Source organism: Pseudomonas sp. S2_A02, from assembly GCF_054668495.1.
This window is the reverse complement of record NZ_CP162776.1, coordinates 749,855-776,730: the sequence shown is the minus strand read 5'-3', so window position 1 is coordinate 776,730 and position 26,876 is coordinate 749,855. Positions and strand designations below refer to the sequence as shown.

Genomic DNA, 26,876 nt, shown 5'->3' with positions numbered 1-26,876 from the left:
CGTAACATAAGCGCAATTTCGACTGTTTGGAAGTGTTGTTGGTTAAATAGTATTACTATATAGTCATTTTCAACGGAGGGATGGCCCTGGCGGTTTTCTGCGAGAGGCGTCCCCCGAGGTTCTATAACAACAACAATCGGAGACCGAACTCATGAGCCAGGAACTGCGGCTTATTCGCCGCATCACGCTGAAACTGATTCCCTTCCTGATCCTGCTGTACCTGATCGCCTATGTGGATCGCTCCGCAGTCGGTTTCGCCAAGCTGCACATGGGCGCCGACATCGGCCTGGGTGACGCGGCTTATGGCCTGGGTGCCGGGCTGTTCTTCATTGGCTACTTCCTGCTGGAAATTCCCAGCAACCTGATGCTCGACCGCTTCGGAGCCCGGCGCTGGTTCGCGCGGATCATGGTCACCTGGGGCGCCATCACCATCGGTATGGCGTTCGTCCAGGGACCGAACAGTTTCTATGTGATGCGCTTTCTGCTCGGCGCGGCCGAAGCCGGGTTCTTCCCGGGCGTTCTGTACTACATCACCCAATGGTTTCCGATTCGCCATCGCGGCAAGATCCTCGGGTTGTTCATCCTTTCCCAACCCATCGCGATGATGATCACCGGCCCTGTGTCCGGCGGCTTGCTGGGCATGGACGGGACTCTTGGGCTGCACGGTTGGCAGTGGCTGTTCATCGTCATCGGCACTCCCGCGATCCTGTTGACCTGGCCAGTGCTGCGTTACCTGCCGGACGGCCCGCAACAGGTGAAATGGATGGACCAGTCTGAGAAAGACTGGCTGACCGGCGAGCTGAAAAAGGACTTGGAAGAATACGGCCAGACCCGCCACGGCAATCCGCTGCATGCGCTGAAGGACAAACGTGTGTTGCTGCTGGCGCTGTTCTATCTGCCGGTGACCCTGAGCATCTACGGTCTCGGTTTGTGGTTGCCGACGTTGATCAAGCAGTTCGGTGGCACTGACCTGGTGACCGGGTTTGTGTCATCGGTGCCGTACATCTTCGGGATCATCGGTTTGCTGATTATTCCACGCAGTTCCGATCGCTTGAATGATCGCTACGGTCATTTGGCGGTGCTGTATGTGCTAGGCGCCATCGGTCTGTTCCTCAGCGCCTGGCTGTCGGTGCCGGTGCTGCAATTGGCGGCACTGTGCCTGGTGGCGTTCGCTCTGTTTTCCTGCACCGCAGTGTTCTGGACCTTGCCGGGTCGCTTCTTCGCCGGTGCCAGTGCGGCGGCGGGGATCGCGTTGATCAACTCGGTGGGCAACCTCGGCGGCTACATCGGTCCGTTCGTGATCGGTGCGCTGAAGGAATACACCGGCAATCTGGCGTCGGGGTTGTACTTCTTGTCTTGCGTGATGGTGTTCGGTTTGGTGCTGACGGGTGTGGTTTATCGGCTGCTGGAGCGTAAACACGTGCTGCCGGCCGATGAATTTGCAGCCAGTGCGCGTGGGGCTACCCGTATCTGACACGAAATAGGCAACCACCACCAACCTTGTGGGAGCGGGCTTGCCCGCGATGACGGCGGCACATTCATCATTGATGTGCCAGACAGATCGCTATCGCGGGCAAGCCCGCTCCCACAGGGGTTTTCGGTGCTTTGAAGAATTGTTTTACAGGAGAAAATCATGCGTTTAGTTCAGTTCGAATTGAGTAACGGCGAACGCCGCGTCGGCGTGGTCGAGGACGGCCTGGTGCGCGAAGTGCAGGATGCGCGCTCGGTGCGGGATCTGGCGCTGGCGGCGATCGAGGCGGGCGTCAATCTTGAGCAGCAGGTTCAAACCCTGGGGTTGGGCATCAGCCACGACTATCCAGCGCTGTTGGCCAATCTGCAAATCCTGCCGCCGCTGGATCACCCGGACCCGGCGCACATGCTGGTCAGCGGCACTGGCCTGACTCATTTGGGCAGCGCTTCGGCCCGGGACAAAATGCATCAGCAGGCCGGCGACGAAACCGCCATGACCGACACCATGCGCATCTTCAAGTGGGGCGTGGAGGGCGGTAAACCCGCGACCGGCCAAGCCGGCGTGCAACCGGAGTGGTTCTACAAGGGCGACGGCAGCATCGTTGTGCGACCGGGCAAACCGTTCCCACTGCCGCCGTTCGCCGAAGATGCGGGGGAGGAGCCTGAACTCAGCGGTCTCTATGTGATCGGCCACGACGGCAAACCGTATCGCCTCGGTTTCGCGGTGGGCAACGAGTTCTCCGATCATGTGATGGAGCGCAAGAGTTACCTTTATCTGGCCCATTCGAAATTGCGCAGTTGCAGCTATGGCCCGGAGCTTCGGGTCGGCGAATTGCCCCAGCATCTGGCCGGTACCAGCCGCATCCTGCGCGATGGTGAAGTGCTGTGGCAGAACGAGTTCCTCAGTGGCGAAGCGAACATGTGCCACAGCCTGGAAAACCTCGAGTATCACCATTTCAAGTACAGCCAGTTCCTGCGCCCCGGTGACGTGCACATTCACTTCTTCGGCACCGCGACCCTGTCCTTCGCTGACGGCATCCGCACCCAGCCGGGTGATGTGTTCGAGATCAGCCAGGCCGAGTTCGGCGCGCCCTTGATCAACGGCATTGAGCCCGTTGAAGCGGCGTTTGAACCCGGCACCGTCGGCACACTTTAAGGAGACACCCATGACCCGGATTCTTGGCCACAACTACATTGGCGGTCGGCGCAGCGCTACTGGCACCGTCAAACTCCAGAGCGTCGACGCCAGCACTGGCGAGGCTTTGCCCCACGATTTCTATCAGGCCACCCTTGAAGAAGTCGACGCCGCCGCGAAGGCTGCCGCCGCTGCTTACCCGGCCTATCGCAGCCTGAGCGCTGAACGACGTGCGCAATTTCTCGATGCGATTGCCGATGAACTGGACGCGTTGGGCGATGAGTTCGTGGCCGTGGTCTGCCGCGAAACCGCATTGCCGGCGGGCCGTATTCAAGGTGAGCGTGGTCGCACCAGCGGCCAGATGCGTCTGTTCGCCAAGGTGCTGCGGCGCGGTGATTTCTATGGGGCACGGATTGATCGGGCGCTGCCTGAGCGCACGCCATTGCCGCGTCCGGATCTGCGTCAGTACCGTATCGGCCTCGGGCCGGTCGCGGTGTTTGGCGCGAGTAACTTTCCGTTGGCGTTTTCCACGGCGGGGGGCGACACCGCTTCGGCATTGGCCGCCGGTTGCCCGGTGGTGTTCAAGGCCCACAGCGGCCACATGGCGACCGCTGAATGGGTGGCCGACGCCGTGATCCGCGCCGCCGAGAAAACCGCCATGCCGGCCGGTGTGTTCAACATGATCTTCGGCGGCGGGGTGGGTGAAGCGCTGGTCAAGCACCCGGCGATTCAGGCGGTCGGTTTTACCGGTTCACTGAAGGGTGGCCGTGCGCTGTGCGACATGGCCGCGGCACGTGCGCAGCCGATTCCGGTGTTTGCCGAGATGTCGAGCATCAACCCGGTGATCGTGCTGCCTCACGCGCTGGAAGCTCGGGCTGAAAGCGTCGCTCGTGACCTTACGGCTTCGGTGGTGCAGGGTTGTGGTCAGTTCTGTACCAATCCGGGGTTGGTGATCGGCATTCGTTCGCCACAGTTCAGCGCGTTCGTGCAGCAGGTGGCGGGGCTGATTGGCGATCAACCGGCGCAAACCATGCTCAATGCCGGTACGTTGAGCAGCTATGGCAAAGGCCTGCAGAAGCTCCTCGCACATCCGAAAATCGAGCACTTGGCCGGCAACCCGCAACAAGGCAATCAAGCGCAACCGCAGCTGTTCAAGGCCGATGTCAGCCTGTTGCTCGATGGCGATGAAGTGCTGCAAGAGGAAGTATTCGGCCCGACCACGGTGTTCGTCGAAGTGGCGGATCAGGCGCAACTCAGTGCCGCGTTGAACGGTTTGCATGGGCAGCTGACGGCAACGATCATCGGTGAACCGGCGGACTTTGAACAGTTCGGCGAGCTGACGGCATTGCTGGAACAGAAGGTCGGGCGGATTTTGCTCAACGGCTATCCGACCGGCGTGGAAGTCTGCGACGCGATGGTTCATGGCGGTCCGTATCCGGCGACTTCCGATGCGCGCGGCACCTCGGTGGGCACCCTGGCCATCGACCGTTTCCTGCGCCCGGTGTGCTTCCAGAACTACCCCGACAGCCTGCTGCCGGAAGCGCTGAAAAATGGCAATCCGCTGCGCATCCAACGCTTGGTCGATGGCAAGCCATCGCGTGATGCCCTCTAACGGTTAAACGCAATCCCTGTGGGAGCGGGCTTGCTCGCGAAGGCGGAGTGTCAGTCTCTATTGATGTTGAATGTGGCGGCCCCTTCGCGAGCAAGCCCGCTCCCACATGTGATCAGTGTCGTGTGCGAGTGTTGTGACCGACACGAGCCCGCTTCCACATTGAGCTATCATTGCTTTTTTCCATTCAAAGATTGACTGCCATGACTGCCGTAAACGACACCTTGATCAATGCCCTCGAACACTGCGACATGCTGGAAATCGATGGGCTGCACGCTTTCGACTTTTCTCTCGATGAGGACGATAACCTGCACATCGAATGCATGGACGGTCGGGCGCTCAAGCGCTGGGAGTTCAGCGTGGCGCAGATCGCGGCGGCGACTTTTGATCCCGACTTGAAGAGTTGGATCATTACCGGCGATTCCGGCGAGCACCGGTTGGTGCCTATGGAAGCGTTCGGCGGTGGTGACGATGAGGACGAAACGAATGAGGATGCGTAACCTCTGGCCACTGTTGATGGCCGGCAGTGTCGCTGCAATGGGTGTGCACGCGGCCGCGGCGGACAGTTACGAGTTGCTGGTGGGGTCGTATACCTCTGGTCAGAGCCAGGGGATTTATCGCCTGAACTTCGACAGCCGCACCGGGCAGATCGACGCCAAACCCCTGCAAGTGGTAAAGAGCGCCAATCCGTCCTGGCTGATTGTGTCCAAGGATCAACATCGCTTGTTCGCGGTCAACGAAAACGGCCCGGGGCAGGCCGATCCGGTGGGTCGTGTCAGCAGCTATGCGATCGATCCAAAGACCCATGAGTTGAGCCTGATCAGCCAGGTGCAAACCCTGGGTAACGAGCCGACGCATTCAAGCGTCAGCGGCGATGCCAGCCATTTGTTTGTCAGCAACTACTCGGTGGCTGAAGACCCGGGCGGCACCTTGGCGGTGTTACCGGTGGGCACCGATGGCAAGCTAAAACCCGTTGTGCAGATGAGCAGTCATCCGGCCAGCCGGGTCAATCCTGAACGACAGAAGTCAGCACACGTGCATTCGGTGGTTTCATCACCGGATGGCCAATACGTGTTTTCCAACGACTTGGGAGCGGACAAGATCTTCGTCTATCGCTTCGATCCCAAGGCCAATCCGGAACTGCCGTTGACCGCCGCCAAGCCGGCGTCCGTTCAATTGCCGCCCGGCAGCGGGCCGCGACACTTGCTGTTCAGTGCCGATGGCAAACACGCCTGGCTGACCATGGAAATGAGCGCGCAGGTTGCGGTGTTCGATTACCGCGACGGCACGCTTGAGCAAACGCAGATGGTCGATCTGGCAGCGGGTCTGCCGACATCGGGCAAGGCTGCGGCTGCGCTTCACGCCTCGGCCGATGGCAAGTTCCTTTACGTCAGCAACCGTGGCACCACCAATCAGTTGCTGGTGTTCGCCATCGACCCGGCGACCGGCCACCTCAAGGAGCTTCAGCGCCGCTCCGTGGACGGTGATCACCCGCGCGAGTTCAGCCTCGACCCGAGTGGCAAGTTTGTGCTGATTGCCAACCAGAAGAGCAACCAGATTGTCGTCGTCGAGCGCGACGCCAAGACCGGTCTGTTGGGTAAAACCGTGCAGAAACTGCCGATGGATGCCCCGAGCGATCTTAAGTTCCTGGTGCGTCAATAGACCGCAGGCCCCGGTTGATGGGGCCTGCAACCTTCTATTAATGAGGCTGATATCGGCTAATGCTACAAAGCATTTCAAGGCGCCGACCCTCGGGAGTTAAGTTTGCTTCACGGCCCCATCGGGCAAGCAAGCCAACTGAATCGAGGAATACCGCCATGAACTTCAATCTCTTCTCCGTCATCGCCGCTTCCGCTATCTCTGCCACCGTTGCACTGCCAGCCAGCGCCAACGTTGAAATCAGCGACAAAAAATCCCACACCCAAAGCTACACCCAGAAATACCTGCAACAGAGCGCCAACTTCTACGCCGCGCTGGACCACAAAACCCAACACTGAACTGTAAGCCCTGCACCTTTTATGCAGGAGCGAAGTCACTTGCCGATCGACCTGTAAGGCGTCGAAAAGCGTCGAAGTGATGTCGCTCCTGCATAACGCGTTTACGACAGCATCATATTGCTATCAAGGTATTGCTTGATATCACATGGCCATGAGTTTAAATTTGGCGCTGATTTTTTGACTCCTTCCCTAAAAGGATCGACAGCATGGCGATGCGTCTGGCAGTGGTTCTCCTGTTTCTCTATTCCACCCCGATTCTATCGGCCGCCGAGCCCCTTCCCAACGAGCCGGAAGCGGCCCGCGAGCGCTTGATGAGTTTTATCGAGGACTGAAACACGCTGGGTTCATGATCAATAAAACTGATAGCTACTATGGATAAAGGTCGCTAGTTATCTTCTGTTTTTTGATTGATTCTGTGGGCACTGAAACATGCCCACGGAGAACATCATGGCCAGCGCAATCATCACTTCTGCCAAATACGGCGCCTACCTGGCCATCGGTCTTTACGTGGCTATGGTGTTGGTCGTCAGCCTTTCGGCGCAGTCGCAACAAAGCCTTCAAGTACCGATCCAGGTCGCTTATCCCGCCATTCAATTCGAGCACCGTGCTCAAAACGTAATGGTCGATCACGCCGACGTGGCGGGAGTGGTGGGGGCATGAAAGGACGCAAACTCTGGGTCATCGCCTTCCTGGCGTTCATGACCAATGGCGCTTCTTTGTTGGGGATCGGGCAGGGCTCGGCGGGGTCGGTGGCGCGGGCCATCGAATGCAACCACAACATCACCCACAACATTCAGACGGCCAAGGCCCTGGAGCTGCTGGTGGGGAATCCGCCGAGCAAATCCAATGGCGAATTCTTCGGGCCGTTCCAGGTGGATTGCTCGGCGTTGGGGATGTGCGCGGTATTGGCATGAATGTTCACCCCGCTCCTACAGGGGCTCGGTTATTTCTTCATTATTGATGTGAACAGGTCTGACTCGATGAAGCGTTGCAACCACGCCTGCAACCGCACATAAGGCGTCTGCCCGAACCACTCGCGATCCACGTGGGCGAATTGCCGCACGAACGGCATCAGGGCGATATCCGCCAGGCTCGGGTGCCCGGCCAGCAAGTAGTCGCGTCCCTCCAGCAATTCATCCAGCTTGCGCAGGAACACCTCGCCCTCTGACCGGTAAAACGCCATCGGCTGTTCGGGATAACGCTCGGCGTACTTGTAGCGATTCAGGTGCACCTTGAACACTTGATCGTTCTCTTCGATCAGTGCGGCGCTGCGTTGTTGCCCGTGCGGATCATCCTTGAGCAACCAGTCCTGCGGATCGTTCTGCGCCAATGCCCAGTGCATGATTTCCAGGCTCTCATCGATCACCCGCCCATCCACACTCAGCACTGGCACCGTGCCTTTGCTCGACAGTGCGAGCATTTCGGCCGGTTTGGCCTTGAGGCTGACCTCGACGATCTGCACCGCAACCCCCGAATACCGCAGGGCCATGCGTGCGCGCATGGCGTAGGGGCAGCGGCGGAACGAATACAGCGTACTCATTTCACCTCCAGGGTACTCAGGCCATTGCCTTGGCGGCGGACCTGAATCTGCACCGGAATCCGTTCATGCATTTCCTGCACATGGGAAATCACCGCGACCTTGCGGCCCTGCGCTTGCAGACCGTCGAGGGCGTCCATGGCCAATTGCAGGGATTCCGGATCGAGGCTGCCGAAGCCTTCGTCGATGAACAGCGATTCGATTTTCAGCGTGCTCGACGCCATCGACGCCAAACCGAGCGCCAACGCCAGCGACACCAGGAACGTCTCGCCGCCGGACAGCGAATGCACCGAGCGCAGTTCATCGCCCATCTCGGTGTCCATCACCAATAACCCGAGCATGCTGCCGCCGCGTTTCAACCGATAGCGCCGCACAAGTTGCCGCAACTGGACGTTGGCGTGATGCACCAGCAAATCGAGGTTGTACGCCTGGGCGATTTTGCGGAAGGTATCGCCGGTGGCCGAACCGATCAGCGCATTCAGACGTGCCCAACGCTGATACTCGGCGTAGGCGTCGGCGATTTGTTGCGCCAGCGCCTGATTGGCGTTCTGTCGACGTTGATCCTCGGCCTGTTCGGCGCGCAATTCGGCGCAGCGGTGCTCGCTGGCGGCGAACAGGTTTTGCAGCTCGGCCAGCGTCGTGGCCAGTTGTTCGGCATCGAGATTGCCGTTGTGCTGCGCCTGATGATCGAGCAGGCGCTGATCGCGCTCCTGCAACAGCACTTTGGCTTGCTCGATGGCTTTTTCGCTCTGCTGCAAACGTTGACGCAGTTCGCTGACGTGTTGGTCGTCGACGCTCAACAGATCTTCCAGGCCACCGTCGTCCAGCTCTGGATGCTGCGCACGCCAGTCGGCAATTTTGCCGCTCAGCTCGCGATCTTCAGTCTCCAGAGCCTGTGAACGTTCCTGCTGCGCTTTGAGTTCAGCGGCCAGTTGCACCAAGCACGTGCGCACGGCTTGCAATTCCTGATTGGCCGTCGCTTCGGCAGTGCGCGCCTGCTCGACGGCCTGATCCAGTTGCTGCTGCCACTGTTCGGCGCTGGCATGTTCGCCCAGCAGTTGCGTCAGTTTTTCCTGGCAAGCCTGTTGCTGCCCGGCCAGCGCCGTGAACTGCTGCTGCGCAGCTTCCTGTTGCTGGATGCGGGTCTGCTGTTGGTACTGTTCTTTGTCCAGCGTCTGCTGGCGCTGTTGCTGTTCGCTGAGTTCTTCGCGCTGCTGGTCGAGTTGTTCCAGACGCTGGACGATCTGCCGGTCGAGCTGCATGAAGGTCGCGGCGGGTTCGTTGCGCAAGGCCTCGAGCGTGTCGGCGGGGAGCAGGGTGCTGAACGTCTTCAGTTCTTCGTCCAGACGATGGCGATCACTGCTCAATTCACGTTGCTGGTTGATCAGGTGCTGTGTTGCTTGCTGACTCGCCGCTTCGGCGCTGCGCAGTTGTTGCGCCAGGCGTGCGGCATCCTGTTGCAAGGTGAGCAGGGCGGTTTGCCGTTGTTCATCCTGCGTGATGCTCTGATTCAACTGGCTGCTTTGTTGGGTCAGCCAGGTATCGCGTTTACTTGCGTCCTGCGCCAATAGCTGCGCGGACAGCGGGTGCGCTTCCAGGCTCGGCGTCAAGCCTTGTTGCTGACTCGCGAGTTGATCTTGCTGTTGCAGCAATTCCTTTTGCTGAGCAATCAAACCACCGACTTCGGCACGCAGATCCGTGAGTTTTTCCTTGAGCAGGTCGACGGCTTTCTGAGCGTTGGCCTGTTCGCTTTCATCATGCCGGCCGAGGCTTTTCAGCAAGGCTTCGGGTTGATGATAAGGATGGTCCGGGCTGCCACAAACCGGGCATGGCTGATCGTCCTGCAACTGCGCGCGCAGTTCTTCGACGCTGGCACTGCGCGCCAGACGCTGACGCTCCAGCAGTTCGCGGGTGACGGTCAGGGTCTGTTCGGCGACGGTCAGCTCGGCCTTGGTTTTCACGCCGTCCTGGGTCAGACGATCGCGATCTTGCTGAGCGGCGAGTTGCCGCTGCTGAAGCTCGGCACCGCGTTTGTCCAGTTCCTGCTGGCTGGCCCACAGTCGCGTCAGTTCTTCAAAGGCCCGCAGTTGCTTGCGGTTGTCTTGCAGCAGACTGCCGAGGATCTGAATCTGCTCGGCCACTGCTTCAGGCTCGGCGCCAGCCTCTTTGTACAGCACCTCAAGGCTTTGGCGCTGGGTGGCCAGTTCCTCGGCGGCGCGGGCGGCGCTTTGCTCCAGAGCGGCCAGTTCGGCCTGGCCTTTGTTCAGGCGATTACCAATCAGCATTAGCTGTTGCAGGCGATCGCGGTAGGCGTTCCAGGCATCGCTCAACGGCGCCAGATGAGTGCTTTGCTCAAGCTCACCGGCAATTCGCTGCAACCGTTCTGCGACCTGTTTCTGTTGGTCGAGCAAACTCTGAATCGTGCCCTGACCCTGAGAGCAGGCTTGTTCCGCCTGCTGCTTGAGGTCGGCACTGAGGCTGGCGTCCTTGACCAGACGGGCGAGGGTGCTTTGCTCTTCGAAGGCCTGACGCAGCAGGGGCGCGCTGGAGCTGTGTTGGCTTTGCGCTTGGGTCAGCGCCGTTTGGGCGGTGCTCAGGCTCTGTTCGAGTTGAGTCTGTCGCTCGGTCAGCTCGCTTTGCTGTTGCGTGTGCTGCTGAATCTGCGCCGCCAATGGCGCGAGCTGGGCGGTGAGTTCAGTCTTGCGTGCGAACTGATGCCGTTGCGGGGCCAGTTGCTCCAGGCGGGTCAGCTTCAAGCGCTCGCCGGCCAGGCTGTTCCAGTGTTGCTGGGCGGAGTGCAGTTGCTCGGTGGCGCTCTGTTGCGCGTCCTGCACCTGGCGCAGTTCCTTGAGCCAGGTGTGTTGCAACTCCAACTGTTTGAGCTGCGCCTGCTGGGTCTTGAGTTGCTGTTGAGCGTCATTGAAGCGCTCATTCAGTTCGGCCCGGGCTTCCGGCGACAGCGGTGTGACCCCAGTAGCCTGATCCTGCAGCAACTTATGGGCTTCGCGAGCTTCTTTGGTCTTGTCGAAAGCGCGGCGACCGAGACGTGTATAGAGCGCGGTGTCGGTGAGCTTTTCCAGCAGTTCGCTGCGGTCGTTGTCGTCAGCCTTGAGGAAGGCGCTGAACTCGCTCTGAGCCAGCATGACGGCGCGGGTGAACTGTTCGAAGTTCAGGCCCAGCGCGGCTTCGAGCTGCGCTTTGTATTCGCCTTTCTGGCTGGCCAGCAGTTGATCCTGATCGATGTCGCGCAGGCTCTGGCGACTGGCTTGCAGCTTGCCGCCGGCCTTTTCCCGGGCGCGATTGGCCTCCCAGCGCGCGCGATAGCGGCGACCGTCGATGCCGACGAAATCCACTTCGGCATAACCTTCGCCGGTGCCACGACGCAGCAGGGTGCGCGGGTCGCCAGTACCGATTTCACCATCGGCATCCGGGACCTTGGCGTCGCGACCGGTGTTGTTCAGGCGTGGCACGGCGCCAAACAGCGCCAGGCACAGAGCGTCGAGCAGCGTGCTTTTACCGGCCCCGGTCGGCCCGGTAATCGCGAACAGGCCAGCACTGGCCAAGGGTTCAGCGGTGAAGTCGATTTCAAACGGCCCAGCCAGGGAGGCGAGGTTTTTCAGGCGGATCGCGAGAATTTTCATGGCTGTTCGCTCTCCATCTGCACGTCCTGCAACAGCTCGGCGAAGTCCTTGAGCGTTTGCTCGTCGACCTCACTACCGTAGTTGTCCTGCCAGGCGCGGCTGAACAGTTCCTGGGGCGAAAGCTGATCCAGTTCAATCAAGGTTGTGCCGTCATCGACGCCGTCGCGGCTGCCATTGCCGGCGTATTCGGCGGCAATCCGCACCAGTCGCACAGCCTTGCCTTGCAACGCCGTTTCCACTTGATGGCGCAGGTCCGGTTGCGGTTCGTCGAGACGGACCCGCACTTCCAGCCACGGCTGACGCTGGATATCGGCGAGCAGGTCGATGTTGGGCAGGTCGGCCAGTTGCAGCAGGATCTCCGCCAACGGCGCGGAGCCGAGGCGTTGCAAGTGGACGGAACGCGGAATCAGGCGCGGTTCGACGCTGACCAATGTTTCGCCATCGAGCTGAATGTCCAGGATCTGATGCTGGTAATTAATCTCGGAGAACGACAACGGAATCGGCGAGCCGCAGTAGCGGATGCGCTCTTCACCGTTGACCTTCTGCGGCTTGTGCAAATGCCCGAGGGCGACGTAACTGATGCTCGGCCCGAACAGGCTGGCGGGCAGGGCTTCGGCGTTGCCAATGATCAGGCTGCGCTCGGAGTCTTCCGAAACCGAACCGCCAGCCATGTGCGCGTGGCTGATAGCGATCAGCGCCTGGCCCGGTTTGCGCTTGATATTCGCAGCTTCGATCAGCCATTCATGAACCTGGCCGATGCCGCGCAAGTAGTTATCGCCTAAATGCGCACCGGTCACCTCGGCAGGGCGCAGGAACGGCAGCGCCAGACACCAGGCGGCAATTTCGCCGCTGGCATCAGGCAACGGCAACAATAGGCGTTCGGCATCCAGTTGACCGTCATCGAGCCACAGCACGCGACCGAGGGCATGAGTGCGCAAGCGTCGCATCAACGGCGCGGGCAGTTCGATTCGCGAGCCGGAGTCGTGGTTGCCGGCGATCATCACGATGGTCAGCAACGGTTGCTGTTCGTGGGCACTGACGATGAAGTCGTAAAGGCGTTCCTGGGCTTTGACCGGCGGGTTGACCGTGTCAAAGATATCGCCGGCGATCAGCAGCACATCGGGCTGATCCAGCTTCAGCTGGCGCAGCAGCCAGTCAAGAAAGCAGGCGTGCTCGAAATCGCGCTCCTGGCCATGCAGGTTCTGCCCAAGGTGCCAGTCGGAGGTGTGAAACAGACGCAAGGCGTACTCCGTAGGAAATAAGGTAATGGCCGCGAAGAAAATGACAGCGACTAAAGGGAGGAGAGTTTACTGGCAAATGTGCAAAGGGACACGGATTCGGCGGGATGTCACGATCCCTACAGGAGATTGGTGTGCTCTATTTGGGATAAAGCGGCGGCAACCCGGTATCGCCAACCAGATCCTGAACCCCTTCGGCCGTCGGGATCGCACGAATCGCGCGCCAGAGATCTTCGCCCTGCCAGTACTGGCCGCTTTCGCTGTACAGCGCGCCGTTCAGACCGTCGAGGGCATCGGACAGCGGCACAAAACGCGCCGCCATGTCGGCCAGGGTTTCCGGTTGTTGCCGGGCCCAGGCGTCGAGGGCCTGGCGGGTGGCGTGGGAATCGTTGGCCTGGCAGGCGCGTTTTAGGTCGTCGAGCAAGGTGCGTGGGCTCGGGCCGGTTTGCGCCGCTCGCAGGATCGCCGGTTGCCAGCGGGCGCGCCACCAGAGGCCGAAGCCCAGCAGGGTGGTGCAGGCCAGGATCACGGTGCTGAGTTTCCACCACCAAAGGGCTTCGTTGTTGGCGCCGGACATCGCCTGCGGGCTGCCCGCCGGGGTATCGACGATCAGGCTTGGATTGCTCGCCACTTGCAGTGTACGGGCCGGCAGGCTGCTGTGTTCCAGGTGATCCTCGAAGGTGTTCCACCAGACCACTTCAACACTCGGCAAATCAATGTTGCCAGTGCGGGTCGGCACCAGAGCTTCACGGTCCTCGCGACTGCCGATCAAGCCGCGTTCGCTGCTCTGGTTGCCCAGCACCGGTTGATCCGGGTAACGCCGCAGGCCGTTGATCTCGGTGGCGGGCAACGGTGGCAATTGGGAACTGGCGAGGCCTTCGGCGTTCAGGGTCAGGCTGCGGGTCAGCGAGTCTCCGACCTGTAAATGGTCCGGTTCCGGGCTCCAGCTTTCGCTCAGGCTCAGGCTGCGGGCCGGCAGCCAGGGCACATCGGCCGGATACGTGCCGGGTTTGGCCTTGACCATCAGCGGGATCTCGGCAGATTTGACGCGCATCTGCTTGCCCGGTTTCGGCCCCGTTGCGTCCTGGGACGGCCGGGTATCGACCGGCGTGGCACTGAACATCTGTGCCGGAATGGTCAATTCACCGCTGTGTTGCGGGTAGATCGCGTAGCGCATTTCGATCACGCCATGGCGTAATCCGTTGATGACTTTTTCGTAGGTGCGCGATTCGCCCAGCTGTTCGATGCGCGCATCGGGAATCTGCAACGGAGTCAGGCTGCTGTCGTCGTACAAGGACACCGAATGGTAGATGCGCAAGGTCAGGATCGCCTGGGCCTGCACATAGACGCTGTTCTGGTCGAGGCTGGCCTCGATGAACACCGGCGCCAGTGCGTCGCTGCTGTCCTGGGTTTCGCTCTCGATCACCTGCACGGTTATCGGCTGGCTCTGGACGTCGCCCAGTTGCAGCGACGGAATCACCACGCTGCCGTTTTGCCGGGGCAGCAGGGTGATGATCCAGCGCGTGGTCGCTTGGGTGTCGCCGTTGAGGGTGTTCAGTTGGTTGACCTGGCGGGTGCCGCGCACTTCGAACAGCGGTTCCAGCGGGGTCAGGTCGGGTTTGCCGAACTGGGTCACGTCGCTGGTTTCCAGGGTCAGTTCGACCGTCTCGCCGGAATTCAGGCGACTGCGATCGACGCTGGCGACCAGCTCCGCAGCCTGGGCCTGAACGGTGCAGAGCAACAGTGCGAGCAAAAAGGCGGTGAAGCGGGTCATCGAGTTTTTTCCTGATCCTGATGTTGTTGCTGTTCGTACCAGAATTTGCGTCTGAGCAGTTCGCCGGGGTCATCCGGGATCTTGCGCAGCCATTGCTCCAGCGCCTGGCGCTGTTCGCCTTCGATCATGTCGCTGGCCGGGTGGCGTGGTGGCGTGGTGCTTTGCTCATCGCCCAACTCGCTGCCCGGGACTTCATTGGCGCCCGGTTGCGGTGGCGTCGTGGGCGGCTGCTCGGCGTCCGGCGTGGTTTGCTCGGCGTCGGTTTTCGGCTCGCCATTGCTGGGTTGGGTGGCGCTGCCCGGCGGCGGTTCCTGGGTGATGGTTTCGGTTTTGCCCTCGGCGGTTTTGTCCGGCTCAACGGGCGGCGTTGAGGCCTTCTGTTTGAGCAGACTTTCCACCAGTGCCTTGTTGGTCAGGGCCGGGCGCAGATCCGGTTGACGTTCCAGCGCTTGTTCGTAAGCATCCAGCGCCGCTTCCAGCTCACCGCTTTTGGCCAGGGCGTTGCCACGATTGTAGTGGGCGTGGGCGTCATTGCTTTCGGCAAACCGCTGAGCGGCGCCACTGTAGTCGCCGGCTTCATAAAGCGCCACGCCTTGCCATTGAGCATCTTCAAAATGCTGCGCAGCCTCGGCCGGGCGCTTTTGTTTGAGCAAGTGCAGGCCCTGCTGATCGGGACGCAGCCACAGGTCTTCGAAATCGAAGGCGTAACTCGGTTGCGGCAGCAGGAACAGCAGCGGCAGGCAGAACAACCAGCCGCGGCGCCCGGCACAAGCGGCCAGCAATAACAGTGGCAGCAGCAGCCAGTAACCCTGATCGGCCCAGGTGTCGAGACGCAGCGTCTGGCCGTCATTGCGAAGATCCCGTGGGCCGTCGAGCAGGCCGAGACCGCGCAGGTCGGCATCGTCCAGACGCGCCTGACGGTAACGTCCACCCAGACCGTTGGCAAAGGCCTTCAGGCTGGGGCCGTCCAGACGCGGCACCAGAATTGCGCCCAGGTCATCCTTGAGGAAACTGCCGTCGTCCTGTGCGACCGGCGCACCTTCTGCGGTGCCGATACCGAGCATCAGAAAGGGCGTGGACTTGTCGTCCAGCGCCTGACGAATCCCTTGGCGCTCCTGTTCCGCCAGCGACGAACCGATCAGCAGGATCCGACCCTGGCCGAGGGCGCCCTGATCCAGCAGCGCAAGGGCCTTGGCCACCGCCAGATCGGCACGATGACCGGCCTGGGGCATCAGCGACGGCTTGAGCGCATCCAGCAGGTTGCGGCTGGTCGACAGGTCATCCGACAGTGGCACCAAGGTGTGAGCGCTGCCGGCGTAGACGATGATTGCGGTCTGCGCGTCGCTACGGTGTTGCAGCAGGTCGAACAGCTTGCGCCGGGCTTGCTCCAGCCTGTTCGGCACAATGTCGGTGGCGAGCATTTCCGGGGTCAGCTCAAGCAACACCACCAGCGGGTCGGCGGGTTTCTGGCTGGTCTGTTCGACGCGCTGCCAGCTCGGCCCCAGCAGGGCCAGCACGGTCAGCACCCAGGCCAGGCCCAGAGCGACCCATGGCAGTTTGCTTTCGCGACCGCTGCCACCACTGAGCAACGCGGCATGGAAGGCCGGGGGCAGAATCATTTGCCAGCGGCCTGCGCGCTTCTGCCGATGCCAGAGTTGCCAGAGCAGCCAACCCAGCAGCGGCAATAACAGCAGCCACCAAGGACGGAACCAGTGCGGCCAGAGCGCAATCATCGGCGCCTCCGCAGACGCAGGCGTTTGAGTCGCTGACGCCAGTCGGGCAGTTGCGATTGCAGAAACCGCTCTTTGGTAAACAGCCGTTGCAACGGGTTGTCCGGCCAGCGCTCGCGGATCACCAGCAGCATGCTCAACAGCAGCGCCATCGCCAAAGGCCAGTGATACAACGCTTGGGCCGGGCGGGCTTGGGTGGGTTGTTGAGTCACGGGTTCCAGTTGGTCGAGGGTGCGCTTGATCGCCTGCAATTCCTCGCCGTCGTGGGCGCGGAAGTATTGGCCACCGGTGGCTTGGGCGATGGCTTTCAAGGCCGGTTCGTCGAGGTCCAGGCTCGGGTTTATGCCCAGGAATCCCAGGGTGCCGCTTTGCTCCGGGTCGGCGCCGATACCGATCGGGTAGATTTTCACGTCTTCGTTGGCCGCCAGTCGTGCGGCGGTCAGCGGGTCGATCTCGCCGCCATTGTTGGCGCCATCGGTGACCAGAATCAGCACACGGCTTTGTGCCGGGCGTTGACGCAGGCGTTTGAGGGCCAGGCCGATGGCATCGCCAATGGCGGTATTCTTGCCGGCGATGCCGATTCGCGCTTCATCGAGCCACACGCGAACGGTGTGCCGGTCGTAGGTCAGTGGCGATTGCAGATAGGCCTGGCTGCCGAAGAGGATCAACCCGACCCGGTCGCCGTCGCGACTTTCGAGAAAATCACCGAGCAAATGCTGCACCAGCGACAGTCGGCTGACGTCTTCGTCCTGCCACTGCATGTCGGGAAAATCCATCGAGCCGGACACGTCCACCGCCACCAGCAGATCGCGGCCACTGGCGGCAACCGGCAGGGGTTCTCCGAGCCATTGCGGGCGCGACGCGGCGATCAGCAACAACAGCCACAGCAGAATGAACGGCGCTTGCTGACGCCACGCCGGCAGATTCGCTCGGGCGCGGCGACGAGCGAGGCTTTCGAGGTCGTTGAGGAAGCTGACTTTGAGCGCCGGTTCGCCACTGTCGGCCACCGGCAGCAGCACCCGCATCAGCCACGGTAGTGGCAGCAGGGCGAAGATCCACGGCCAGGCGAACTCAAACATGTTTGCGAATCCAGGTGTCGACGGCTTGAGTCAGGCCAGCGATGGCCTTGTCGTCGAGTTTGCATTCGGGTTTGTAGGCGCCTTCCACCAGTACCATCCAGCGCGTGAGGCCGGCGGCCGGGCAGCGGTTATCGAGGAATGCCAGCCATTTGCGCCCGTTAAGGGTGTGGCTCTGGCTGTAGGGGTAATGGTTGCGGCACAGGCGTTTGAGCAACCCGTTGAGTTGCTGCAGCCATGCACCCGCCGGGGCGCCGTCGTAGGGCTTGGGCATCCGAGCGAGTTCGGCCAGCGCCGCGAGACGCACAGGGTCCAGCGGTTGTTCGGCGCGGACGATAGGGCGCTTGTTCGGAATGAAACGGCGCAACTGCCACAGGCCGAAACCGATCAATGGCAGTAATAACAGCAGCAGCCACCAGCCCGGCGCCGGCGGCCAGAAGCCGATCGGTGGCGGGGAAATCAGCGGTTGCAGTTGATCGAGGCTGCTCATCGACCTTTCCCCGGACGCTGCGGGTTCAGGTATTCGCGCAGTTGCTCGACCATTTCGCTTTGGGTGCTCAAAGGCATCAGCAATACCCGCAGTTTCTGCGCCAGCAGCTCCCAGCGGGCGATACGCGCTTCCGCTTGTGCGCGATAGGCCTGGCGCAAGTCGTAATTCAACGTGTCGAGTTCCAGCTGCGCCCCCCGTTCCGCGAAGCGTAAAAGCCCGGCAGCGGGCAGGGCGTGATCCAGCGGATCGGACACAGGCAGCAGCAACAGGTCGCAATGACGTGACAACAGGCTCAACTGCTGCTCGGCACCGTCGGACAAGGCGCGTTCGTCGCAGATCACGATCACCAGACTACCGGGACGCAACACTTCACGGGCGCGACGCAAGGCAATGCCGAAAGCGTCGCGGTCGGGTTCGCGTTCGGTGTGCAGCGACTGATTGACCCGCACCAGGCGGTTGAGCAATTGCAGCAGGCTCTGTTTGCTGCGTCGCGGTTTGATTTCGTAGTGTTCGTTGTCGCCGAACACTAGCCCGCCGACTCGGTCGTTGTGGCCCAGTGCGGCCCAGCCAATCAGGCTGGCGGCCTGGGCGGCGAGCACCGACTTGAACATCAGCCCCGAGCCGAAAAACAGCCGGCAGCTCTGTTCGACCATGATGAAAATCGGTCGCTCGCGTTCTTCATGGAACAGCTTGGTGTGGGGCTCCTGAGTCCGGGCGGTGACGCGCCAGTCGATGCTTCGCACGTCATCACCGGCCTGATAGACCCGCACCTGATCGAAGTCCACCCCGCGCCCGCGCAGTTTTGAGTGGTGCAGACCGATCAGCGGGCTGCGCTGGCTCGGCGTGGAAAACAACTGCACTTCACGCACGCGATGACGCATCTTGATCAGCTCGGAAAGACTGATATGGATGCCCGGCTCGGGCGGCAAGAGGGCGTTCATCGGGGTCAAGCGACGGCTACGACGTCGAGAATCCGCTGGACCACCCGGTCCTGGTCGATGCCAGCGGCTTCGGCTTCAAAGGAAAGAATGATGCGGTGGCGCAACACATCGAACAGCACCGCCTGAATGTCTTCCGGGCTGACGAAGTCGCGACCGGCGAGCCAGGCGTGGGCCCTGGCGCAACGGTCCAGGGCAATGGAGCCACGTGGGCTGGCGCCGTAGGCGATCCATTCGGCCATTTCCGGGTCGAACTTGGTCGGGGTGCGTGTGGCCATGACCAATTGCACCAGGTATTCCTCCACGGCGTCGGCCATGTACAACCCGAGGATTTCCTTGCGCGCGGCGAAGATCGCCTGCTGGCTGACCCGGCGCTCGGGTTTGGTTTCGCCGTGCAGCGCTTCGCCGCGAGCCTGTTGCAGAATCCGGCGCTCGACGGCGGCGTCAGGGAAGCCGATTTTAACGTGCATCAGGAAACGGTCGAGCTGGGCTTCGGGCAACGGGTAGGTGCCTTCCTGCTCGATGGGGTTTTGCGTGGCCATGACCAGAAACAGCGGCGACAGGTCGTAGGTGCTGCGTCCGACGCTGACCTGGCGTTCGCCCATGGCTTCGAGCAGGGCCGACTGGACCTTGGCCGGGGCACGGTTGATTTCGTCCGCCAGCACCAGATTGTGGAAAATCGGGCCTTGCTGGAACACGAAGCTACCGGTTTCCGGGCGATAGATTTCCGTGCCGGTGATGTCGGCCGGTAGCAGGTCGGGGGTGAACTGGATGCGATGGAACTGTGCTTCGATGCCTTCGGCGAGTTCTTTGATGGCTTTGGTCTTGGCCAGCCCCGGGGCGCCCTCGACCAGCATGTGGCCGTCGGCGAGCAAGGCGATGAGCAAGCGCTCGATGAGTTTTTCCTGGCCGAGAATCTGCGTTGAAAGAAAGGTTCGCAGCGCGAGCAGCGCTTCACGATGTTCCATCGATGACTGTTCCTGGAAAGGGTGACCGAAGACGTTCGAATAACGCCAGGGCTGGGGGCGTTACTTTAATCCATCGCAGGGTGCGGCGACTAACGGCATTTTGTGCAAAGTGAGGGAATTGATGGGCAAAATTGTTGGAATTTTGTAGGGGGGGGTATTGCGGTGTTCTTTTGGACGCCTTCGCGGGCAAGCCTCGCTCCTACAGGTTTTGAGTCGGACACCCTATCGCGGCAGTCTTTGTACTGTAGGAGCGAGGCTTGCCCGCGAAGGCGCCCGTTCAGCCACCATCAGAGTTCGCTGATGTAAGTACCAGTCCCCTTGAGAATGTTCTGCAAAGTCTCTTCCACTTCCGCCAAATCCTGCGCATCAGTGCTGTGCAGGATTTCCAGCGAATCTTCGCCATCGAGCACATCGATGTCCGCAGCGGCGATTTCGATCAGCAGGCGATCAGGGCTGAAGGTGACTTTCACACCGTTGAGGGCCGAAGGCTTGTCATGGAAGATGATCTCCAGCTCATCCTCGTCCGGAAAGCGGCTCATCAGGAACATTTCTCCGTCGGCGCTGGTGCAGCAGAGCATGGCCAAGTTGTCTTCTTCTTCGTCGCACGGGTTGACGATCAAGAGGTCAGTTGTCATTTGCATGGGAAAATCCTGGCTCGGCGAGCGTGGTGAACGTAACAAAAGGCAATTCTGCCAGCCCCGGGGAATTTCTGCTCGGCTGAGTGTCAGAAGATGTGACGTGAACATCCGGAGCGTCCTCAGTCATTTTTGGCACGAGGGTGCGGTAAAGCCGGGCATAAAGTGCCTATTTTTCCGCATGACTGCTAGTGTTGTTCGAGGCATGGACCGCCGTTTACGTGCCGATGACCGAATATGTCGCAGCGCTGCAAGCACGGCCCTTGCTGCACTCGTTAAGCTGCGCTACGGATGAGCACCCGTAAAGGCATTGCGCTATAGATCGCGCAGTCGTTTTTGCAGATGCCCATTCAATGGAAGGTGAATGTGACCTGAGTGTCTCGTCCAGCTTCATCCACCTGTCATTCTGTTTCCTCTGCCCGAGAATCAGGAACAGGGTGACGGATTGCCCCGAAAGGGGTTTTGCACGCGACGCTTCCATCAATAACAAGCCCAAGCGGAGTACCACAGATGGCGTTCTTCACCGCAGCCAGCAAAGCCGACTTCCAGCACCAACTGCAAGCGGCACTGGCGCAGCACATCAGTGAACAGGCACTGCCACAAGTGGCGCTGTTCGCCGAACAATTTTTCGGCATTATTTCCCTGGACGAGCTGACCCAGCGTCGGCTGTCCGATCTCGCCGGCTGCACCCTTTCTGCGTGGCGCCTGCTTGAGCGCTTCGATCACGCGCATCCGCAAGTGCGCGTCTACAACCCCGATTACGAACGCCACGGCTGGCAGTCGACCCACACCGCGGTCGAAGTGCTGCACCACGACCTGCCGTTTCTGGTGGACTCGGTGCGTACCGAGCTGAACCGTCGCGGCTACAGCATTCATACCCTGCAAACCACTGTGCTGAGCGTGCGTCGCGGCAGCAAGGGCGAGCTGCTGGAAATTCTGCCGAAAGGCACCCAGGGCGAAGGCATTCTGCAAGAATCGCTGATGTACCTGGAAATCGACCGTTGCGCCAATACGGCCGAACTGAATGTCCTGACCAAAGAGCTGGAGCAGGTTCTCGGCGAAGTCCGCGTCGCGGTCGCCGATTTCGAGCCGATGAAAGCCAAGGTCCAGGAGCTGATCGAAGGCATCGACAACAGCCAGTTCATCATCAACGCCGACGAAAAATCCGAAATCAAGAGCTTCCTGGAATGGCTGGTGGGCAACCACTTCACTTTCCTGGGCTACGAAGAATTCGTGGTGGGCGAAGATCAGAACGGCGGTCACATCGAATATGACCAGAATTCGTTCCTCGGCCTGACCAAACTGCTGCGCGCCGGCCTGACCGTCGATGATCTGCGCATCGAAGACTACGCCGTCAATTACCTGCGTGAACCAACGCCACTGTCGTTCGCCAAGGCTGCACACCCGAGCCGCGTACACCGTCCGGCGTACCCGGATTACGTGTCGATCCGCCAGATCGATGCCAATGGCAAAGTCGTTAAAGAATGCCGCTTCATGGGCCTGTACACCTCCTCGGTGTATGGCGAAAGCGTGCGGGTCATTCCTTACATCCGTCGCAAGGTCGAGATCATCGAACAGCGTTCGGGCTTCCAGGCCAAGGCTCACTTGGGCAAGGAACTGGCCCAAGTGCTGGAAGTGTTGCCGCGCGATGACTTGTTCCAGACCCCGGTGGACGAGCTGTTCACCACCGTGATGTCGATCGTGCAGATCCAGGAACGTAACAAGATCCGCGTGTTCCTGCGCAAAGACCCGTACGGCCGTTTCTGCTACTGCCTGGCCTACGTGCCGCGCGACATCTACTCCACCGAAGTGCGCCAGAAGATCCAGCAAGTGCTGATGGATCGCCTGAAAGCCTCGGACTGCGAGTTCTGGACCTTCTTCTCCGAGTCCGTGCTGGCCCGTGTGCAACTGATTCTGCGGGTCGATCCGAAGAACCGTCTGGACATCGACCCGGTTCTGCTGGAAAAAGAAGTGGTACAGGCCTGCCGCAGCTGGCAGGACGACTACGCGAGCCTGGTGGTCGAGAGCTTCGGCGAAGCCCAGGGCACCAACGTGCTGGCCGACTTCCCGAAAGGCTTCCCGGCCGGTTACCGCGAGCGTTTCGCAGCCCACTCGGCTGTGGTCGACATGCAGCACCTGCTGAGCCTGAAAGAATCCAATCCGCTGGTGATGAGCTTCTATCAGCCACTGGGTCAGGTCTCTGGTCAGCGCGAGCTGCACTGCAAGCTGTATCACGCCGATACCCCGCTGGCACTGTCCGACGTGTTGCCGATCCTGGAAAACCTCGGCCTGCGTGTACTGGGTGAGTTCCCGTATCGCCTGCGTCACAACAATGGCCGCGAATTCTGGATTCACGATTTCGCGTTCACCGCCGCCGAAGGCCTGGAACTCGACATCCAGCAACTCAACGACACCTTGCAGGACGCCTTCGTCCACATCGTGCGTGGCGATGCCGAGAACGATGCATTCAACCGCCTGGTGCTGACCGCCGGCCTGCCATGGCGCGATGTGGCGCTGCTGCGTGCTTACGCCCGTTACATGAAGCAGATCCGTCTGGGCTTCGACCTGGGTTACATCGCCAGCACCCTGAACAACCACACCGACATCGCTCGCGAGTTGACCCGGTTGTTCAAGACCCGTTTCTACCTGGCGCGCAAGCTGACCGGCGACGATCTGGAAGACAAGCAACAACGTCTGGAACACGCGATTCTGGCAGCACTGGACGATGTTCAGGTGCTGAACGAAGACCGCATCCTGCGTCGTTACCTGGACCTGATCAAAGCAACCCTGCGGACCAACTTCTACCAGACCGACGCCAACGGTCAGAACAAGTCCTACTTCAGCTTCAAGTTCAACCCGCACCAGATTCCAGAGCTGCCGAAGCCGGTTCCGAAGTTCGAAATCTTCGTTTACTCGCCTCGCGTTGAAGGCGTGCACCTGCGCTTCGGCAACGTTGCTCGCGGTGGTCTGCGCTGGTCCGACCGTGAAGAAGACTTCCGTACCGAAGTCCTGGGCCTGGTAAAAGCCCAGCAAGTGAAGAACTCGGTCATCGTGCCGGTGGGTGCGAAGGGCGGCTTCCTGCCGCGTCGCCTGCCACTGGGCGGCAGCCGTGACGAGATCGCGGCCGAGGGCATCGCCTGCTACCGCATCTTCATCTCGGGCCTGTTGGACATCACCGACAACCTGAAAGACGGCGCGCTGGTACCGCCGGCCAACGTCGTGCGTCATGACGACGATGACCCGTACCTGGTAGTGGCGGCGGACAAAGGCACTGCGACCTTCTCCGACATCGCCAACGGTATCGCCATCGACTACGGCTTCTGGCTCGGCGACGCCTTTGCGTCCGGCGGCTCGGCCGGTTACGACCACAAGAAAATGGGCATTACCGCCAAGGGCGCGTGGGTCGGCGTACAACGCCACTTCCGCGAGCGCGGCATCAATGTTCAGGAAGACAGCATCACTGTAGTGGGCGTCGGCGACATGGCCGGTGACGTGTTCGGTAACGGCTTGCTGATGTCCGACAAGCTGCAACTGGTCGCTGCCTTCAACCACCTGCACATCTTCATCGACCCGAACCCGGAGCCTGCCAACAGCTTCGCCGAGCGCCAGCGTCTGTTCGATCTGCCGCGTTCGGCGTGGTCGGATTACGACACCAGCATCATGTCCGAAGGCGGCGGGATCTTCTCGCGCAGCGCAAAAAGCATCGCGATTTCCCCGCAGATGAAAGAGCGTTTCGACATTCAGGCTGACAAGCTGACTCCAACCGAACTGCTGAATGCCTTGCTCAAGGCACCGGTGGATCTGTTGTGGAACGGCGGTATCGGTACGTACGTGAAAGCCAGCACCGAAAGCCACGCCGATGTCGGCGACAAGGCCAACGATGCACTGCGCGTGAACGGCAACGAACTGCGCTGCAAAGTCGTAGGCGAGGGCGGTAACCTCGGTATGACTCAGCTGGGTCGTGTCGAATTCGGCCTCAATGGCGGCGGTTCCAACACCGACTTCATCGACAACGCCGGTGGTGTGGACTGCTCCGACCACGAAGTGAACATCAAGATCCTGCTGAACGAAGTGGTACACGCCGGTGACATGACCGACAAGCAACGTAACCAGTTGCTGGCGAGCATGACTGACGAAGTCGGCAACCTGGTGCTTGGCAACAACTACAAGCAGACTCAGGCCCTGTCCCTGGCGGCACGCCGTGCCTTCGTGCGGATTGCTGAATACAAGCGCCTGATGAACGATCTGGAAGGCCGCGGCAAGCTGGATCGCGCCATCGAGTTCCTGCCGGCTGAAGAGGCGATCAACGAGCGACTCGCGGAAGGCCATGGCCTGACCCGTGCCGAGCTGTCGGTGCTGATCTCTTACAGCAAGATCGACCTCAAGGAAGCGCTGCTCAACTCCTTGGTGCCGGACGACGATTATCTGACGCGCGACATGGAAACCGCTTTCCCACCGACGCTGGTGAGCAAGTTCTCCGTTGCCATGCGCCGTCACCGTCTGAAGCGCGAAATCGTCAGCACCCAGATCGCCAACGATCTGGTCAACCACATGGGCATCACCTTCGTTCAGCGACTCAAAGAGTCGACCGGCATGAGCCCGGCGAACGTGGCCGGTGCTTATGTGATCGTGCGTGACATATTCCATCTCCCACACTGGTTCCGTCAGATCGAAGCCCTGGACTACCAGGTCTCCGCTGATGTGCAACTGGAGCTGATGGATGAGCTGATGCGTCTGGGCCGCCGCGCTACGCGCTGGTTCCTGCGCAGCCGTCGCAATGAGCAGAATGCTGCCCGTGACGTCGCACACTTCGGTCCGCACCTGGCGGCGTTGGGCCTCAAGCTCGACGAACTGCTGGAAGGCCCGACCCGCGAAGGCTGGCAGACCCGCTACCAGGCTTACGTCGCTGCTGGCGTGCCTGAGTTGCTGGCGCGCATGGTTGCAGGCACCACTCATCTGTACACCTTGCTGCCGATCATCGAAGCTTCGGACGTGACCGGCCAGAACGCAGCAGACGTGGCCAAGGCCTACTTCGCCGTGGGCAGCGCGCTGGACATCACCTGGTACCTGCAACAGATCAGCGCTCTGCCGGTTGAAAACAACTGGCAAGCCCTGGCCCGTGAAGCGTTCCGTGATGACGTCGATTGGCAACAACGTGCGATCACCATCTCCGTCCTGCAACAGGGCGACGGCACCCAGGACGTGGAAACGCGCTTGGCACTGTGGATGGAAGCGCACGAAGGCATGATCGAACGCTGGCGCGCCATGCTGGTGGAAATCCGTGCCGCCAGCGGCACTGACTACGCCATGTACGCGGTGGCCAACCGCGAACTGCTGGACCTGGCGTTGAGCGGTCAAGCGGTGGTGCCTGCCACTGCGACTGCCGCTGTCAGCACCGAGCTGGAACCGGCTGCCTGATAGGCGTTGAATGAAAAAGCCCCGTCTTGAAAGAGATGGGGCTTTTTTTTGTCTGAAGGTTTTGGAGTGCCTGGTCGGGCCTCATCGCGGGCAAGCCCGCTCCCACAGTGTCCGTGTCGTGCTCAAATCCTGAGTCACCCACAATACCTGTGGGAGCGGGCTTGCCCGCGATGAGGCCGTCAGCATCACCTCGGTGATCAATTTTCCAAAGGAATCAACACTTTCTCATCCGGGGCCAACACCATGAACACCAACAGCTTGGCGGGTTGGGTGGAGCTGGCGTTTTTCGAGACCAGATGTTCAGAGCCAGCCGGTTCGTACCAGAACTCGCCCGCCTTGTAGGTGATAGCTTTTTCACCTTTGACTTGCGAAATGATCTCCCCCGAAAGCACATAGGCCATGGCCGTGCCCTGATGTTTATGGGCGATGGACGATTGGCCTGGCTGGTAATCGACTTCGATCATCAAGGCTTTTTTACCGGGTGCATTTTTCAACATCTGGTCTTGCAGGACGGTGACTTTTTCTGAAGGGGCTGCGGTGTCGTGGGCGAAGGCCGGGGCTGAAACGCTCAGCGTCAGAGCGGCGAAAGGGGCAGCAAAAAAACGAAGCGCGTTCATGATTGATTACCTGAGGGGGTGAGTCGTCAGGGACCACAGTAAGCCGCGCTATCGGGCAATCAAACGGCCAATTTTCGGGAAGGTGAGGGGACCAATCAAGCAGATCAAGATCAAAAGATCGCAGCGTTCCGCAGCTCCTACAGAATGTGCGTCCATCCGATGTTTCACGGGTGTACGCAATTCGAATGTGAGCTGCGGAACGCTGCGATCTTTTGATCTTGTTTTAAACGATTGGAAAGCTGTTGAAGTCGACGGCATTAGCCAGTCGGCTGTCGATCAGGCCGATAAAGCCTTGTACTTCGGGGCAGTTGAAATGCGAGTGCATGGCCGCTTCCGATTGCCAGCGGGCGCTGACCGTCCAGCGGGTGTCGTCCTCGGGGCAGCGGTCGACCATATAGGAGTCACAGCCCGGAAGTTCGCGCAGGGTGTCGACAATTTTTTGCAGTTGCTTGCCCAGTTCGTCCGAGCGGCCGGCGGCAGCCTGCACCTTTACGATGTTGATCACTTCGTTGGACATTGCTCACACTCCTGAATCAGGCCGGACGAATCCTGCTCATTGAGGGATAACGCCCAATCAGGATAGGCCTGCACCCCCAGACCGCC

General features: G+C 60.6%; 22 protein-coding genes. 10 read left to right on the top strand and 12 right to left on the bottom strand.

What is annotated here, in order from left to right; genetic code table 11:
- Nucleotides 1–151: 151 nt before the first annotated feature.
- The 9 genes from AB4O41_RS03250 (at nucleotide 152) to AB4O41_RS03210 (ending at nucleotide 7,125) form a co-directional block, all read left to right on the top strand.
- Nucleotides 152–1,474, top strand: coding sequence for an MFS transporter (locus AB4O41_RS03250; protein WP_460146193.1), 1,323 nt, complete (start codon nucleotides 152–154; stop codon nucleotides 1,472–1,474).
- Between the two features lie 159 nt (nucleotides 1,475–1,633).
- On the top strand, nucleotides 1,634–2,626 hold the full coding sequence (gene araD1 / locus AB4O41_RS03245) for an AraD1 family protein (protein ID WP_460146192.1): 993 nt from the start codon (nucleotides 1,634–1,636) through the stop codon (nucleotides 2,624–2,626).
- Nucleotides 2,627–2,636: 10 nt separating this feature from the next.
- On the top strand, nucleotides 2,637–4,217 hold the full coding sequence (locus AB4O41_RS03240; protein ID WP_460146190.1) for an aldehyde dehydrogenase (NADP(+)): 1,581 nt from the start codon (nucleotides 2,637–2,639) through the stop codon (nucleotides 4,215–4,217).
- Between the two features lie 200 nt (nucleotides 4,218–4,417).
- Nucleotides 4,418–4,714: a DUF5629 family protein gene (locus tag AB4O41_RS03235; RefSeq protein ID WP_038984082.1), complete on the top strand. Its 297-nt coding sequence runs from the start codon at nucleotides 4,418–4,420 to the stop codon at nucleotides 4,712–4,714.
- Entirely contained in the window at nucleotides 4,701–5,876 is a 1,176-nt protein-coding gene (locus AB4O41_RS03230; protein WP_460146188.1) for a lactonase family protein, read from the top strand. The genes AB4O41_RS03235 and AB4O41_RS03230 overlap by 14 nt, the downstream gene beginning before the upstream one ends.
- A gap of 155 nt (nucleotides 5,877–6,031) precedes the next feature.
- On the top strand, nucleotides 6,032–6,211 hold the full coding sequence (locus tag AB4O41_RS03225; RefSeq protein WP_019650041.1) for a hypothetical protein: 180 nt from the start codon (nucleotides 6,032–6,034) through the stop codon (nucleotides 6,209–6,211).
- 206 nt (nucleotides 6,212–6,417) lie between these two features.
- Entirely contained in the window at nucleotides 6,418–6,543 is a 126-nt protein-coding gene (locus AB4O41_RS03220) for a hypothetical protein (protein ID WP_460146186.1), read from the top strand.
- A gap of 115 nt (nucleotides 6,544–6,658) precedes the next feature.
- Nucleotides 6,659–6,871 carry a hypothetical protein gene (locus AB4O41_RS03215; RefSeq protein ID WP_460146184.1) on the top strand — a complete coding sequence of 71 codons (213 nt, stop codon included), beginning with the start codon at nucleotides 6,659–6,661 and terminating at the stop codon, nucleotides 6,869–6,871.
- Nucleotides 6,868–7,125, top strand: coding sequence for a hypothetical protein (locus AB4O41_RS03210; protein WP_460146182.1), 258 nt, complete (start codon nucleotides 6,868–6,870; stop codon nucleotides 7,123–7,125). Before AB4O41_RS03215 ends, AB4O41_RS03210 begins: the two co-directional genes overlap by 4 nt.
- A gap of 29 nt (nucleotides 7,126–7,154) precedes the next feature.
- On the opposite strand, the gene AB4O41_RS03205 is transcribed toward AB4O41_RS03210, so the two are convergent.
- The 10 genes from AB4O41_RS03205 to AB4O41_RS03160 form a co-directional block, all read right to left on the bottom strand.
- Entirely contained in the window at nucleotides 7,155–7,751 is a 597-nt protein-coding gene (locus AB4O41_RS03205; protein ID WP_460146180.1) for a glutathione S-transferase, read from the bottom strand.
- Nucleotides 7,748–11,389, bottom strand: coding sequence for an AAA family ATPase (locus AB4O41_RS03200; protein ID WP_460146178.1), 3,642 nt, complete (start codon nucleotides 11,387–11,389; stop codon nucleotides 7,748–7,750). The genes AB4O41_RS03205 and AB4O41_RS03200 overlap by 4 nt, the downstream gene beginning before the upstream one ends.
- Entirely contained in the window at nucleotides 11,386–12,630 is a 1,245-nt protein-coding gene (locus AB4O41_RS03195) for an exonuclease SbcCD subunit D C-terminal domain-containing protein (RefSeq protein ID WP_460146176.1), read from the bottom strand. The genes AB4O41_RS03200 and AB4O41_RS03195 overlap by 4 nt, the downstream gene beginning before the upstream one ends.
- A 136-nt stretch (nucleotides 12,631–12,766) precedes the next feature.
- Entirely contained in the window at nucleotides 12,767–14,401 is a 1,635-nt protein-coding gene (locus AB4O41_RS03190) for a BatD family protein (RefSeq protein WP_460146174.1), read from the bottom strand.
- Nucleotides 14,398–16,134: a vWA domain-containing protein gene (locus AB4O41_RS03185; RefSeq protein ID WP_460146173.1), complete on the bottom strand. Its 1,737-nt coding sequence runs from the start codon at nucleotides 16,132–16,134 to the stop codon at nucleotides 14,398–14,400. The genes AB4O41_RS03190 and AB4O41_RS03185 overlap by 4 nt, the downstream gene beginning before the upstream one ends.
- Nucleotides 16,131–17,210 (bottom strand): vWA domain-containing protein, encoded by a 1,080-nt coding sequence (locus tag AB4O41_RS03180; protein ID WP_460146171.1) that lies wholly within the window; start codon nucleotides 17,208–17,210, stop codon nucleotides 16,131–16,133. Before AB4O41_RS03180 ends, AB4O41_RS03185 begins: the two co-directional genes overlap by 4 nt.
- On the bottom strand, nucleotides 17,203–17,697 hold the full coding sequence (locus tag AB4O41_RS03175) for a DUF4381 domain-containing protein (RefSeq protein WP_007901179.1): 495 nt from the start codon (nucleotides 17,695–17,697) through the stop codon (nucleotides 17,203–17,205). Before AB4O41_RS03175 ends, AB4O41_RS03180 begins: the two co-directional genes overlap by 8 nt.
- Complete coding sequence (locus AB4O41_RS03170; RefSeq protein WP_460146170.1) at nucleotides 17,694–18,638, bottom strand: DUF58 domain-containing protein; 945 nt, start codon at nucleotides 18,636–18,638, stop codon at nucleotides 17,694–17,696. Before AB4O41_RS03170 ends, AB4O41_RS03175 begins: the two co-directional genes overlap by 4 nt.
- A 5-nt stretch (nucleotides 18,639–18,643) precedes the next feature.
- Nucleotides 18,644–19,603 carry an AAA family ATPase gene (locus tag AB4O41_RS03165; protein WP_460146168.1) on the bottom strand — a complete coding sequence of 320 codons (960 nt, stop codon included), beginning with the start codon at nucleotides 19,601–19,603 and terminating at the stop codon, nucleotides 18,644–18,646.
- Between the two features lie 287 nt (nucleotides 19,604–19,890).
- Nucleotides 19,891–20,244, bottom strand: a complete 354-nt coding sequence (locus AB4O41_RS03160) for a hypothetical protein (RefSeq protein WP_460146166.1) — start codon at nucleotides 20,242–20,244, stop codon at nucleotides 19,891–19,893.
- Between the two features lie 504 nt (nucleotides 20,245–20,748).
- Here AB4O41_RS03160 and AB4O41_RS03155 point away from each other — a divergent pair.
- Nucleotides 20,749–25,656 carry an NAD-glutamate dehydrogenase gene (locus AB4O41_RS03155; protein WP_460146165.1) on the top strand — a complete coding sequence of 1,636 codons (4,908 nt, stop codon included), beginning with the start codon at nucleotides 20,749–20,751 and terminating at the stop codon, nucleotides 25,654–25,656.
- Between the two features lie 197 nt (nucleotides 25,657–25,853).
- Here AB4O41_RS03155 and AB4O41_RS03150 read toward each other — a convergent pair whose 3' ends face one another.
- Nucleotides 25,854–26,273, bottom strand: coding sequence for a cupin domain-containing protein (locus AB4O41_RS03150; protein WP_460146164.1), 420 nt, complete (start codon nucleotides 26,271–26,273; stop codon nucleotides 25,854–25,856).
- 223 nt (nucleotides 26,274–26,496) lie between these two features.
- On the bottom strand, nucleotides 26,497–26,790 hold the full coding sequence (locus AB4O41_RS03145) for an antibiotic biosynthesis monooxygenase family protein (protein WP_460146162.1): 294 nt from the start codon (nucleotides 26,788–26,790) through the stop codon (nucleotides 26,497–26,499).
- Between the last annotated feature and the right edge of the window lie 86 nt (nucleotides 26,791–26,876).